Origin of the sequence: Rhodoferax lacus (genome assembly GCF_003415675.1) — a bacterium.
Classification (GTDB): Bacteria; Pseudomonadota; Gammaproteobacteria; order Burkholderiales; family Burkholderiaceae_C; genus Allorhodoferax; species Allorhodoferax lacus.
On sequence record NZ_QFZK01000016.1, the window covers coordinates 37,919 to 51,019 of the forward strand.

General features: G+C 63.2%; 14 protein-coding genes. 5 read left to right on the top strand and 9 right to left on the bottom strand.

From position 1 onward, the window contains the following. Positions 1-28: 28 nt before the first annotated feature. On the bottom strand, positions 29-946 hold the full coding sequence (locus tag DIC66_RS18315; protein ID WP_117179575.1) for an AEC family transporter: 918 nt from the start codon (positions 944-946) through the stop codon (positions 29-31). Between the two features lie 62 nt (positions 947-1,008). Between DIC66_RS18315 and xerD the strand changes: the two genes are divergently transcribed. After that, positions 1,009-1,929, top strand: coding sequence for a site-specific tyrosine recombinase XerD (xerD, locus tag DIC66_RS18320; RefSeq protein WP_117179577.1), 921 nt, complete (start codon positions 1,009-1,011; stop codon positions 1,927-1,929). A gap of 194 nt (positions 1,930-2,123) precedes the next feature. On the opposite strand, the gene DIC66_RS18325 is transcribed toward xerD, so the two are convergent. Together DIC66_RS18325 and DIC66_RS18330 are read right to left on the bottom strand one after the other, a co-directional pair. Further along, the gene (locus tag DIC66_RS18325) at positions 2,124-3,380 is read right to left on the bottom strand and encodes an EAL and HDOD domain-containing protein (protein ID WP_117179579.1); all 1,257 of its coding nucleotides are present in this window, start codon (positions 3,378-3,380) and stop codon (positions 2,124-2,126) included. An 82-nt stretch (positions 3,381-3,462) separates the two neighbouring features. Next, positions 3,463-4,263, bottom strand: coding sequence for a ferritin-like domain-containing protein (locus DIC66_RS18330; RefSeq protein WP_117179644.1), 801 nt, complete (start codon positions 4,261-4,263; stop codon positions 3,463-3,465). Positions 4,264-4,305: 42 nt separating this feature from the next. Between DIC66_RS18330 and DIC66_RS18335 the strand changes: the two genes are divergently transcribed. Together DIC66_RS18335 and hslO are read left to right on the top strand one after the other, a co-directional pair. Next, the gene (locus tag DIC66_RS18335; RefSeq protein WP_117179581.1) at positions 4,306-4,833 is read left to right on the top strand and encodes a gamma carbonic anhydrase family protein; all 528 of its coding nucleotides are present in this window, start codon (positions 4,306-4,308) and stop codon (positions 4,831-4,833) included. A 3-nt stretch (positions 4,834-4,836) separates the two neighbouring features. Further along, entirely contained in the window at positions 4,837-5,838 is a 1,002-nt protein-coding gene (hslO, locus tag DIC66_RS18340; RefSeq protein ID WP_117179583.1) for an Hsp33 family molecular chaperone HslO, read from the top strand. A gap of 20 nt (positions 5,839-5,858) precedes the next feature. Here the strand turns inward: hslO and DIC66_RS23510 are convergent, their stop codons facing one another. The 6 genes from DIC66_RS23510 to DIC66_RS18370 all read right to left on the bottom strand — a co-directional run bounded on the left by DIC66_RS23510 (position 5,859) and on the right by DIC66_RS18370 (position 11,287). Further along, on the bottom strand, positions 5,859-6,302 hold the full coding sequence (locus DIC66_RS23510; protein ID WP_233505994.1) for a hypothetical protein: 444 nt from the start codon (positions 6,300-6,302) through the stop codon (positions 5,859-5,861). Between the two features lie 33 nt (positions 6,303-6,335). After that, a complete protein-coding gene (locus tag DIC66_RS18350) occupies positions 6,336-6,611 on the bottom strand; it encodes a septum formation initiator family protein (RefSeq protein WP_117179585.1) in 276 nt (91 codons plus the stop codon). 12 nt (positions 6,612-6,623) lie between these two features. Further along, positions 6,624-7,907 carry a phosphopyruvate hydratase gene (gene eno / locus DIC66_RS18355; RefSeq protein WP_117179586.1) on the bottom strand — a complete coding sequence of 428 codons (1,284 nt, stop codon included), beginning with the start codon at positions 7,905-7,907 and terminating at the stop codon, positions 6,624-6,626. A gap of 61 nt (positions 7,908-7,968) precedes the next feature. After that, on the bottom strand, positions 7,969-8,823 hold the full coding sequence (gene kdsA, locus DIC66_RS18360) for a 3-deoxy-8-phosphooctulonate synthase (RefSeq protein WP_117179588.1): 855 nt from the start codon (positions 8,821-8,823) through the stop codon (positions 7,969-7,971). A gap of 82 nt (positions 8,824-8,905) precedes the next feature. Next, positions 8,906-10,573, bottom strand: coding sequence for a CTP synthase (locus DIC66_RS18365; protein WP_117179590.1), 1,668 nt, complete (start codon positions 10,571-10,573; stop codon positions 8,906-8,908). Between the two features lie 90 nt (positions 10,574-10,663). Further along, the gene (locus DIC66_RS18370; RefSeq protein WP_117179591.1) at positions 10,664-11,287 is read right to left on the bottom strand and encodes an ORF6N domain-containing protein; all 624 of its coding nucleotides are present in this window, start codon (positions 11,285-11,287) and stop codon (positions 10,664-10,666) included. 132 nt (positions 11,288-11,419) lie between these two features. Between DIC66_RS18370 and coaBC the strand changes: the two genes are divergently transcribed. Together coaBC and dut are read left to right on the top strand one after the other, a co-directional pair. Beyond that, positions 11,420-12,640: a bifunctional phosphopantothenoylcysteine decarboxylase/phosphopantothenate--cysteine ligase CoaBC gene (coaBC, locus tag DIC66_RS18375; protein ID WP_117179593.1), complete on the top strand. Its 1,221-nt coding sequence runs from the start codon at positions 11,420-11,422 to the stop codon at positions 12,638-12,640. 14 nt (positions 12,641-12,654) lie between these two features. Then, positions 12,655-13,101, top strand: coding sequence for a dUTP diphosphatase (gene dut, locus DIC66_RS18380; protein ID WP_117179595.1), 447 nt, complete (start codon positions 12,655-12,657; stop codon positions 13,099-13,101).

Below are 13,101 nucleotides of genomic sequence, written 5' to 3' on the forward strand. Positions count from 1 at the left end.
GTTGGCTGGTGAGGGTGCTTGCTGCTTTCTACAAGGGCAGTAGCCGCAGCACACCCAGCGCAAACGACAGGCTGGCCATGCCCAGGAGGGTGGACAGCGTGACCAGCCCGGCCACATAGGCGCCGTCATAGCCCATGCGCGCGGCCAGTACATAGGCGGTGGAGGCTGTGGGCAGGGCCGAGAAGGCCAGCAGGATGGTGGTTTGCAGGGCGTTCAGGCCGAACAGCTGGGCCAGCGCCCAGGCCACCAGGGGCATGATGAAGTGACGTATGGCCAGCACCGCCAGCCCAAGAGCCTTGCCGCGCGACAGTGCGCCCAGCTGCATGCCAGCCCCGGCGGCCATCAGGCCCAGTGCCAGGGCCGCTGCGCCCACCCGGTTGACCGTGGGCTCGGCCCAGTGCGGCAGGTGCAGGCCCAGCACATTGGCAAGCAGACCGGCTGCCGTTCCCAGTACCAGCGGGTTGCGCAGCAACTCGTGCCAGAAGCCGCGCTCGGCATGGCGCGCCATGGGCCACACGGCAGCCATGTTGAACAGGGGCACGCACACGCCAATCAGCACCGCAATCAGCAGCAGGCCCTCGGGGCCGGCCAGCTTGTCGGCAAGGGCCAGGCCGATAAAGGAGTTGAAGCGAAACGCCACCTGCGCACTGGCCGCATGCTGGCGCCTGTCGATATGGCGGCCCAGCAGGGGCACAAAGGGCAGGGCATAGGCCAGGGCGATGCCCACCAGGCCCAGGGCCCAGCCCGCGCCAATCAGGCTGGAGGCCGCGCGCAAGTCCAGCGTGGTCTTGGAAATGGACTGGAACAGCAGCACCGGAAACAGGAAGAAATACACCAGCGCATCCACCTGTTGCCAGACGGTGCGGTTCAGGCTGGTGAAGCGGCAGACCAGAAAGCCGCAGAGGATGAGCGAGAAATCGGGGAAGAGCAGTTGCGCGTAATTCACGCCTCCAGAATACCAGCGAAGCAATGCGTGCCTGCCGCCATGGCGCTTAAACTGCAGCGGCCATGTCCACCACCCACTTTGACGCCAGCCAGAACGCCATTGACACTTTCATCGACGCCATCTGGCTGGAAGAAGGCTTGTCCAAAAACACGCTGGCCGCCTACCGCCGCGATCTGACGCTGTACGGCAAATGGCTGTCGGAGCAGGGGCGCACGCTCAACGACACGGCCGAGGTGGATTTGCAGGCTTACTTTGCGCACCGGCACACCCCGGGCAGCAAGGCCACCAGCGCCAACCGGCGCCTGACCGTCTTCAAGCGCTACTTCCGCTGGGCCCTGCGCGAGAGCCAGACCAGCGCGGACCCCACGCTCAAGCTGCAGTCCGCCAAGCAGGCCCTGCGCGTGCCCAAGACCCTGACCGAGGCGCAGGTGGAAGCCCTGCTGGCCGCACCCGACACCTCCAACGCACTGGGTGTGCGTGACCGCACCATGCTGGAGCTCATGTATGCCAGCGGCCTGCGCGTGAGTGAACTGGTGGACTTGCGGGTGTTCAACGTCAGCCTGAACGACAACGTGCTGCGCGTGCTGGGCAAGGGCTCCAAGGAGCGCCTGGTGCCCTTTGGCGAGGTGGCAGCCCTCTGGTTGCGCCAGTACCTGGGCGCACCGCGCCAGGAACTGTTGGCCGGCAAGCAGACCGAGGACCTGTTCATCACCTCGCGCGGCGCGAACGCCGGCAGCGCCATGTCACGCGTGATGTTCTGGATGCTGGTGAGAAAGTACGCCCTGGCGGCGGGCATCACGCAAAAACTCTCACCCCACACCCTGCGCCACGCCTTTGCCACCCATTTGCTCAACCACGGCGCCGACCTGCGCGCGGTGCAAATGCTGCTGGGCCACGCCGACATATCCACCACCACGATTTACACCCATGTGGCGCGTGAACGCCTGGCGCAGCTGCACGCGGCGCACCACCCGCGGGGCTAGACAGCCACACGCAGTGGCAAGCGTGGGGGCCGCGTCCCGCCGCCGGGCCGCCCCAAGGCGGGACAGCCCCCTTGGGGGGCAGCGCAGCACACGCAGTGGCAAGCGTGGGGGCCGCGTCCCGCCGCCGGGCCGCCCCAAGGCGGGACGGCCCCCTTGGGGGGCAGCGCAGCACACGCAGTGGCAAGCGTGGGGGTCTAATTCGCCAGAGTTTCGGCCCAGGCCAGGGCTTGCAGGTGCGCCCAGTTGACCTGGTTGCTGCTCAGGTCCAGGGCCGCGATGGCGCTGGCAAAGCTTTTTTCGTCCGAGGATTCACAGGCCACGGTGACCTTCAGAAAGGCCGCCAACGGCCCCGTTCCGTGCAGCAGGGCGTCGCTGACTTGCTGCGGCAGGGTCACAGCAGCCAGCGCTGCCTCCATGGAAATCCCCAGCATGGTGTCCAGCAGCGAGAAGACGCCCACCACAAAGGCGTTGTCGCAGTCTTCGGCCGAAAGCTTCTCCAGCGCCAGCAGTTCCATCAGGCGGCCACGCACCACCGCCGTGGTGGCAACCGCTGGCGGCATGTTCGACGCGGCGGAGGTGGTCATCAGCAGTGCGGCCCACTTGAACAGGCGGTTGAGCCCCAGCAGCATCACGGCGTGCTTGAAGGACGTCACCTCGGTGCGCATGCCAAAGCCGGCCGAATTGATGAAGCGCAGCAGGTTGAAGGACAGCATGGCATCGTGCTTGAGCAGTTCCTCGATCTCGGCGGTGCTGGACTGTTTGCGCACCAGGTCGATCAACCGCATGATGTTGACCTGTGAAGGGCTCATGCGCTGGCCTTCCAGGATCACCGGCTTGGCAAACCAGAAGCCTTGGTACAAGGTGATGCCCAGGTCCTTGAGCAACAGGAATTGCGCTTCGGTCTCGACCTTTTCCGCTATCAATACGGCCTGGGACTTGGAGGTCGCCAGTTTGACAAACCCAGCTACCGCTTCGGGTTTGAGTACCGATAAATCAAACTTGATGAAGGCCGCCAGTGGCAGCCAGGACTCGTAGGAGCGCGTCAACACCGAGTATTCAAAAGCCATTTTGAAGCCGCGCTGCTTGAGTTGCTGCAGTTTGGGCACATGGTTGATGATCTCATCCACCTGGGACAGGGGCAGTGCGGGCACTTCCAGTACTACGCGCTCGGGCACCACCAGATCCAGATGGCCACCGGCCAGGCTGTCGTGGGTGCAGTTGATGAAGATGGTTTTGTTGCTGGCCAGGGAGTCGTTCTCGGCCATGGAGAGGGCATTGAACAGCAACTGCGCGTCGCTGGCGGCAGTGTGCGCGCTGGCGTTCAAGGAGCGGTCAAACAGCTCGTACCCATACACACGGCGGTCAATGTCCAGAATCGCCTGCCGCGCAATAGCCCGGCCTGGGCCTGAAGTCGAAGGCGTCAGCGGCATGGGGACGGTGGTTTCATTCATGGATGCATGTTCTCAAACTGGCTCTGCGCATCATTCTAGACCGCGCATCCTCAAAGGTGCAGCTTTGTGGACCTGAATGGCCTCAGGCGGGAGTTGGCGGCAGGGCGTCCAGTTCAGCCTGTGTAAACCCCGCCGCCTTGCGGGCCGCCAGATTGAAGGGTGGCTTGAGGCTGGGGCCGCCATGCTGGCTGGCCATCTGCGCATGGAAGCTGGCGCTGTCCAGGCCATCGCGCTGGCACAGCCAGTGGTACCAGTGGTTGCCAATGGCCACATGGCCCACCTCTTCGCGCAGGATGGTGTCCAGAATCTCGACGGCCTGCAGGGCCGCCACCGTGCCCACTTTACGCAGCTTGGCCTGGATGATGGGTGTTGCGTCCAGGCCGCGCGCCTCCAGCGTGCGTGGTACCAGGGCCATGCGTGCGGCCACGTCGTGGCGGGTGTTCTCGGCCATGGTCCACAGGCCGTCGTGGGCCGGGAAGTCGCCATAGGTGTGGCCCACGCTGGCCAGGTGGTCGGCCAGCAGGCTGTAATGCTGTGACTCTTCAAAGGCCACGCGCAGCCAGTCGCGGTAGTAGGCCTCGGGCAGGGCGGCAAAGCGCCAGATGGCGTCCAGTGCGAGATTGATGGCGTTGAACTCGATGTGGGCGATGGAATGCACCAGCGAGGCGTGGCCCAGTGGTGTGAACGGCGAGCGCCGTGGTACTTCTTTGGGCAGGACCAAAACGGGTTGCGCTGGCCGCCCTGGGTGCTGGGGCGGATTGAATGTGGCCGTGGTGTCCACAGTCAGCGCTTCGCGCTCTTGCCACAGGGCCTGCACGGCCGCGACCTTGGCGGCGGGGTCTGCCAGGGTGAATGCGGCGAGTGCGCCGCGTCGGAGTTCCATCATCCCTACAATTCTAGGCATAGCGGAACCAAGGAAGTAAAAATGGCAGTGTATGAGTTGGACCAGGTCGCGCCCCGCGTGGCTGCAAGTGCGTGGATTGCCGACAGCGCGCAAGTGATGGGCAATGTGGAACTGGGCGAAGACGTGAGCATCTGGTTTGGCACTGTGGTGCGCGGAGACACCGAAACCATCACGGTGGGCCGCGGCAGCAACATCCAGGACGGCAGCGTGCTGCATGCCGACGCCGGCAAGCCTCTGGTGATTGGCGAGAACGTCACCGTGGGCCACAAGGTGATGCTGCATGGCTGCACCGTGGGCGACGGCTCGCTGATCGGCATAGGCGCCATCGTGCTCAATGGCGCGAAGATCGGGCGCGGCTGCCTTGTGGGTGCCGGTGCCCTGGTGACCGAGGGCAAGGAGTTTCCCGACGGCAGCATGATCATCGGCAGCCCGGCCAAGGCGGTGCGCCAACTCACGCCGGAGCAGCAGCAGGGCCTGCTCAACAGTGCCCAGCACTACATAGCCAACGCCGCACGCTTTCGCAGCGGCCTGAAAAAAATCAAGGAGTAGTGCATGTCTGAACTGCACAAGTTTTTATTTGACGGTCTGCCGGTGCGCGGCGTGATCGTGCGCCTGACGGATGCCTGGACCGAAATCCTGCGCCGCCGCGCCACCAACACCGACACCGGCGCCTATGCAGAGCCCGTGCGGGACATGCTGGGCGAGATGACGGCCGCAGCCGCGCTGATGCAGGCCAACATCAAGTTCGATGGCTCGCTGGTGCTGCAGATTTTTGGCGACGGCCCGGTCAAGGTGGCGGTGGTGGAAGTGCAGTCGGACTTGGCCCTGCGCGCCACGGCCACGGTGCAACTGCAAGGTGGTGCGGCCCTGGGTGCCCACACCACGCTCAGCCAGATGGTCAATGCCCATAACAAGGGCCGCTGCGCCATCACGCTGGATGCCAACACCAAGTTCCCCGGCCAGCAGCCCTACCAGGGCGTGGTGCCCCTGTTTGATGACCACGGCCAGCCGATAGAAAAACTCAGTGAGGTGCTGGAGCATTACATGCTGCAAAGCGAGCAGCTCGACACCACCCTGGTGCTGGCCGCCGATGACACGGTGGCTGCGGGCCTGTTGATCCAGCGCCTGCCCATGGCCGGTGTGGGCAATCTGGCGGGCAGCATGGTTTCCAAGGAGACCGAAGACCAGATCGGCCGCAACGAAGACTACAACCGCATCGCCGTGCTGGCCTCCAGCCTCAAGCGCGAGGAGTTGCTGACGCTGGATGTGGACACCATCCTGCGACGCCTGTTCTGGGAAGAGGCCATTACCCGCTTCGAGCCCTTGGTGGGCGACACTGCCCCGCGCTTTCGCTGCAACTGCAGCCGCGAGCGCGTGGGCCGCATGATTGTCGGCCTGGGGCGCGAAGAGGCCGAGGAGATCCTGACCGAGCGTGCCGAAATCGAAGTGGGCTGCGAGTTCTGCGGCCTGCAATACCGCTTTGACCCGGTGGATGCGGCCCTGCTGTTTGTGGAGCCGGTGCAGATGGTGAGTGGCAGCGGCGAGGCGCAGTAGCGCCTTTTCCCTCCACGTGCTTATTCGGCAGGCTTTAGCAGCGCACTGAACAGGCGGTGCTCGCATTCCGGGTCCGAGCACTTCTCACAGGGCCAGCGCCAAAGGCTGGGTGGCTGCGCCAGGCTGGCGGTGTCACGCGCATGGAAACGGATGGCCTGTAGCGCGCTATTGCAGCGCGCATCTGCCGAGCCATACAGCAGGGTGAAGGCCCATGCCTGCTGGGTCAGCCTGGTGCGCAGGGCTTGGTACGCGGCGAGGTGTTCTGCGGAGGCATCGGGGTCCGGGGTACAGAGCAAGACCAGGTCCATGCTGGCAAGCGCCTGCACAGCGTCCGGGGTCGGCTCCGCATCGGAAAAACCGATGTCCACCAGGCGGTAGTTGTCTGAGGGCGAGAGTGAGGATTGAAGCTGTGCCGCCAGTGCGGACAGGCCGACGCCGGGCGAACCCACCAGGGCAATCTTCATGGCAGGCAAACCCCGTACCAGCGAGGGAGCAGCCTAGTGTGCAACCTGCACAAAGATTTCGTTGTTCTTGACCATGCCCAGCTCGCTGCGGGCTTTTTCTTCCACGATTTCCAGACCTTCTTTCAGGTCGCGGATTTCCGCAGACAGGCGGTCATTGGCCAGAGCCGCCTGTGCGTTTTTCTGCTTTTGTATGTCCAGCGCGCTTTGCAGCTCGCTGACCTTGGGCACGCTGCCCCGCCCAAACCACAGCTGCCCGTGCAGGATGACCAGCAGGGCAATCAACAGAATGGGAACGAAGCGCTTGCCCATGGGCTCAGACGGTTACTTTAAATTGTAAAAAGCAGCACGTCCGGGGTACACGGCCACATCGCCGAGGTCCTCTTCTATGCGCAGCAGCTGGTTGTACTTGGCCATGCGGTCGGAACGGCTGAGTGAACCGGTCTTGATCTGGCCGGCATTGGTGCCCACAGCGATGTCGGAGATGGTGGAATCTTCGGTCTCGCCCGAGCGGTGGCTGATGACGGCGGTGTAGCCGGCGCGCTTGGCCATCTCGATGGCGGCGAAGGTTTCGGTCAGCGTACCGATCTGGTTGATCTTGATGAGGATGGAGTTGGCAATGCCCTTGTCAATGCCTTCCTTGAGGATCTTGGTGTTGGTGACGAACAGGTCGTCACCCACGATCTGCACCTTGGCACCCAGGCGGTCGGTGAGGATCTTCCAGCCATCCCAGTCACCTTCAGCCATGCCGTCTTCGATGCTGATGATGGGGTACTTGTCGACCCAGGTGGCCAGCATGTCGGTCCACTCTTGCGCGGTCAGGCTCAGGCCTTCTCCGGCGAGTTCGTACTTGCCGTCCTTGTAGAACTCGGAGGCGGCGCAGTCCAGGCCCAGGGCGATTTGCTCACCGGCCACAAAACCGGCCTTGTCGATGGCTTCCAGAATCATCTGGATGGCAGCTTCGTGGTTAGGCACGTTGGGGGCAAAGCCGCCTTCGTCGCCCACGGCGGTGCTGATGCCCTTGTCGTGCAGGATCTTCTTCAGGGCGTGGAACACCTCGGCGCCGTAGCGCAGGGCTTCGCGAAAGCTCGGGGCACCCACGGGGATGATCATCAGCTCTTGCAGATCGAGGTTGTTGTTGGCGTGCTCGCCACCGTTGATGACGTTCATCATGGGCACGGGCATCTGCACTGCCGCCATGCCGCCAAAGTAGCGGTACAGGGGCAGGCCGGACTCTTCGGCAGCGGCGCGGGCCACAGCCATGGAGACAGCCAGCATGGCGTTGGCGCCCAGGCGGCTCTTGTTCTCGGTGCCGTCCAGGTCAATCAGGGTCTTGTCCAGGAAGGACTGCTCGGAAGCGTCCAGGCCCAGCACGGCCTCAGAGATTTCGGTGTTGATGTGCTCCACGGCCTTGAGCACGCCCTTGCCCAGGTAACGCTTCTTGTCGCCGTCGCGCAGCTCGATGGCTTCGCGCGAGCCGGTGGAGGCGCCGCTGGGCACAGCCGCACGGCCCATGGTGCCGGATTCCAGCAGCACGTCACATTCCACAGTGGGGTTACCGCGGGAGTCGAGGATTTCGCGGCCGACGATGTCAACAATTGCACTCATGGGGTCTCTTTCTAAAAAATTCAAACAAGAAAATTGGCGCTGTGCGGGATCATGCCGCCAATCACTGGAAATTATTCTCCAGCAGCGGTGTCTTTTTGGTTACGGAATCCAGCGCCACCAGGGTTTCCAGCAGCGCCAACATGTGGCGCAGGGGCACGGCATTGGGTCCGTCCGACCAGGCCTCCGCCGGGTTGGGGTGGACTTCCATGAACAGGCCGGCCACACCGGCGGCCACGCCAGCGCGGGCCAGCACCGGCACCATGTCGCGCGCGCCACCACTGGTGCTGCCTTGGCCGCCCGGCTTTTGCACCGAGTGCGTCACATCGAACACCACCGGGGCACCCGACTTGCGCATCTCGGCCAGGCTGGTCATGTCGGCCACCAGGTTGTTGTAGCCAAAGCTCACGCCGCGCTCACAGGCCAGAAAGCTGTCCTCGGGCAGACCGACTTCCGCCGCTGCGGCACGGGCCTTGTCGATGACATTCTTCATGTCCCAGGGCGCCAGGAACTGGCCCTTCTTGATGTTCACCGGCTTGCCCGATTGGGCCACGGCGCGGATGAAGTCGGTCTGGCGGCACAAAAAGGCCGGGGTCTGCAGCACATCGACCACGCTGGCCACGGGCTTGACCTGCGACACGTCATGCACATCGGTGAGGATGGGGACCTGGATCTGGCGGCGCACTTCGTCGAGGATCTTCAGCCCGGCATCCATGCCCAGGCCACGCTGGGTGGTGCCCGAGGAACGGTTGGCCTTGTCAAACGAGCCCTTGTAGATCAGGGGAATGCCCAAGGCCTCACAAATTTCCTTGAGCTGGCCGGCCACATCGAGCGACATTTGCAGCCCCTCGATGGAGCAGGTGCCGGCGATCAAGAAGAAGCGATGCTCCAAGCCGACGTCAAAACCACACAGTTTCATAGGACCCCCACGCTTCTCGCTGCGCGTAGTGCGCTGCCCCCCAAGGGGGCCGTCGCACCTTGGAGCGGTCCGGCGGTGCTCATCATGCTGCAACCTTGAGCGCTTTACCCTGCGCCTGGTGGTCCAGCGCCGCCTTCACAAAGGCGTTGAACAGGGGGTGGCCATTCCAGGGGGTAGACTTGAATTCCGGGTGGAACTGCACGCCCACAAACCACGGGTGCACCGATTGCGGCAGCTCTACCATCTCGGTGAGTTGCTCGCGCTGGGTGAGTGCCGAGATCACCAGACCGGCTGCGCGCAGGCGGTCCAGGAAGTGCACATTGGCCTCGTAGCGGTGGCGGTGGCGCTCGGTCACCACATCGCCGTAAATCTGGTGGGCGATGGTGTCTTTGGCCACGTCCGAGCTCTGCGCACCCAGGCGCATGGTGCCGCCCAGGTTGGAGTTCTGGTCGCGCGTCTTGATGGTGCCGTCTTCGTCTTTCCACTCGGTGATGAGGGCAATCACGGGGTTGGGGCTGGCCGCATCAAACTCGGTGCTGTTGGCATCCTTGAGGCCGGCCACATGGCGCGCGAATTCAATGGTTGCCACTTGCATCCCCAGGCAGATGCCCAGGTAAGGCACCTTGCGTTCGCGGGCGAAACGGGCTGCGCAGATCTTGCCTTCGATGCCGCGCTTGCCGAAGCCGCCGGGCACCAGGATGGCGTCGAACTTGGCCAGCTGCGAAACGCTCTCGGGGGTGATGGTTTCCGAATCGATGTACTCAATCTTCACCTTGGCATGGTTCTTCATGCCAGCGTGGCGCAGCGCTTCGTTGAGCGACTTGTAGCTGTCCGACAGGTCCACATACTTGCCCACCATGGCAATGGTGACTTCGCCCTGCGGGTGCTCGGTCTCATACACCAGGTCGTCCCAGCGCTTGAGGTTGGCCGGATGCGTGTTCAGGCGCAGGCGGTCGCAGATCAGGCCGTCCAGGCCCTGCTCGTGCAGCATGCGCGGCACCTTGTAGATGGTGTCCACATCCCACATGGAGATCACGCCCCACTCGGGCACGTTGGAGAACAGCGAAATCTTGCTGCGCTCTTCATCGGGAATGGGCCGGTCGGCGCGGCAGATCAGGGCGTCGGCCTGGATGCCGATTTCGCGCAGCTGCTTGGCCGTGTGCTGGGTGGGCTTGGTCTTGAGTTCACCGGCCGCAGCAATCCAGGGCACATAGCTCAGGTGCACAAAAGCGCTGTTGTTGGGGCCGAGCTTGAGGCTCATCTGGCGCACGGCTTCCAGGAAGGGCAGGGACTCGATGTCACCCACGGTGCCGCCGATTTCCACAATCGCCACATCCACCGCGTCGGGCTCGCCGAAGCGCGCACCGCGCTTCACAAACTCCTGGATCTCGTTGGTGACGTGCGGGATGACCTGCACCGTCTTGCCCAGGTAGTCGCCACGGCGCTCCTTGTCGAGCACGCTCTGGTAAATCTGGCCGGTAGTGAAGTTGTTGGATTTGCGCATGCGCGTTTCAATGAAACGCTCGTAGTGCCCCAAGTCCAAATCGGTTTCAGCGCCATCGTCGGTCACAAACACTTCACCATGTTGCAGGGGCGACATGGTTCCGGGGTCTACGTTGAGATAGGGGTCGAGCTTGATTAAAGTGACTTTGAGGCCTCGCGATTCCAGGATCGCAGCTAAGGAGGCTGAGGCGATTCCCTTGCCAAGGGAAGACACCACACCGCCGGTGACGAAGACAAATTTGGTCATGTCAGGGGCGAACCAATAGGTTCGATGAGGTGGTAAAGCGAGATTATACGTGTGGGCACTGTGCGCTTTGGGACAACAGCGCGCCAATGCTCACACGGTCTTCTTGTTGCGCACCGCCTTGCTCGGCTTGGACTTGTCTTCGGGTGGCACAAAGCCGATGGGGCGTTTGGGGGGCTCTGGTGGCTGGGTCAGCTCACGCAAGGCCTCAAAAACCTGGCGGAGCTGATTGCGCGCATTGCGGCTAAACGCATCGTGCGACATGGCCAGAGCTTCCGTTTTTTCCTCCAGACTGGCAAGCCGTTCCGCCAGGTCCTTGTGCAGGAGCGCTGCCTCACGCAGGCGCACAGAGGCTCGTACCACGTAGACCGACACCTCAACTGCACGCGGGCTACCCAGCACCATGGCGGCCATGATGGCGCCATGTTCGGTAAAGGCATAGGGCAGGTATTTGCGGTGCTGACCGCGCCCGGACTTTAAGGTCGCAATTTGCGACCTTAAAGAGTCGAATTCGTCCGCACTGAGCTGGAACATAAAGTCCGCTGGAAACCGTGCGCTGTTGCGCTTGACTTGTTCGTTGAATCGCTTGGTCTCCACGCCGTACAACGCTGCCAAATCCGCATCCAGAATGATTCGCTGTCCGCGCACATGGGCAATAGCCAAGGATATGGCTTGTATGGCAGGCGCGTCCAATACCGGCTCGGTGCTGTGAGTCATAAAGTGCCTCTTGGTGGGCTTTCGTTAGTCCTGGCTGGTTCAATACAGCATGCGAGGATTCTAGACCCGTAGCCCTGACCGCTCTGCTACATTGCGTTGCATCTGCACACCGCGCCTGCAAGCGCAAAAGCCATGGATTTGAACGGCAAACACATTGTTCTGGGACTCACTGGCGGCATTGCCTGTTACAAGGCGGCCGAGCTGTGCCGCGCGCTGATCAAGGAGGGCGCCACGGTGCAGGTGGTGATGACGGAAGCTGCGGCCCAGTTCATCACGCCGGTGACCATGCAGGCTCTCTCCAACCGGCCGGTGTATGGCTCGCAGTGGGACGCGCGCGAGCCCAATAACATGGCGCACATCAACCTCAGCCGCGAGGCCGATGCCATCCTGATTGCCCCCTGCAGCGCCGACTTCATGGCCAAGCTGTTGCACGGCCGTGCCGACGATTTGCTCAGCCTGATGTGCCTGGCCCGTCCGATAGAACGTGTGCCACTGCTGGTTGCTCCGGCCATGAACCGCGAGATGTGGGCGCACCCGGCCACCCAGCGCAATATGGCGCAGCTGCGCGCGGACGGCACGCATCTTTTGGGCGTGGGCCGCGGCGAGCAAGCCTGCGGTGAGAGTGGGGACGGCCGCATGCTGGAGCCGCAGGAGTTGCTGCAGGATGTCATTGCTTTTTTCCAGCCCAAGAGCTTGGTCGGTCAGCATGTACTGGTAAGCGCAGGCCCCACCTTTGAGGCCATAGACCCGGTGCGAGGCATCACCAATCTGTCCAGCGGCAAGATGGGTTTTGCGATTGCCCGCGCTGCCCAGGAGGCGGGAGCCGAGGTGACGCTGGTGGCGGGGCCGGTGGCGCTGGCCACACCGCGTGGCGTGCGCCGTATCGATGTGGTCTCAGCCCTTGAGATGATGCAGGCCTGTGTGGCTGAGGCCGATCAGGCCCATGTCTTCATTGCCACAGCCGCCGTCGCCGACTGGCGTCCGGACAGCGCGGCCACTCAGAAGATCAAGAAGGATGGCTCGGGACAGACGCCGACGCTGGGCTTTGTCGAGAACCCGGACATCCTGGCCACGCTGGCGCAGTCGCCACGTGGCGTATCCGGTGACCTGTTTTGCGTCGGCTTTGCCGCCGAGAGCCACGACCTGCTGGCGCACGCCACGGCCAAACGTGCGCGCAAAAAGGTGCCGCTGCTGGTGGGCAATATCGGCCCGGCCACCTTTGGCCAGGACGACAATGCGCTGCTGCTGGTTGATGCCCAGGGTGCCAAAGAAATTCCGCGCAACAGCAAGCTCGCACTCGCGCGTTTGCTCATTGCTGATATTGCTGCCCGACTGGCTTCTCAGTCTGCTTGAATAGAAACAACCCCATGCAAATTGACGTCAAAATTCTGGATCCGCGCATGAACGACAACCTGCCCGCCTACGCCACACCGGGCAGCGCCGGTCTGGATCTGCGCGCCTGCCTGGACGCACCGCTCACCCTGGAGCCCAACGCCTGGCAACTGGTGCCCACCGGTATGGCCATTTACCTGGAAGACCCGGGCTTTGCCGCACTCATCCTGCCGCGCTCGGGCTTGGGCCACAAGCATGGCATCGTGCTCGGCAACTTGGTGGGCCTGATTGACAGCGACTACCAGGGCCAACTGATGGTCAGTGCCTGGAACCGCAGCAGCACCGCCTTCACCATCGAGCCCATGGAGCGCATCGCGCAGCTGGTGGTGGTGCCGGTGGTGCAGGCGCAGTTCAAGGTGGTGCAGGAGTTCCCTGCCTCGCAGCGTGGCGAGGGCGGTTACGGCTCTACCGGAAAAGCCTGA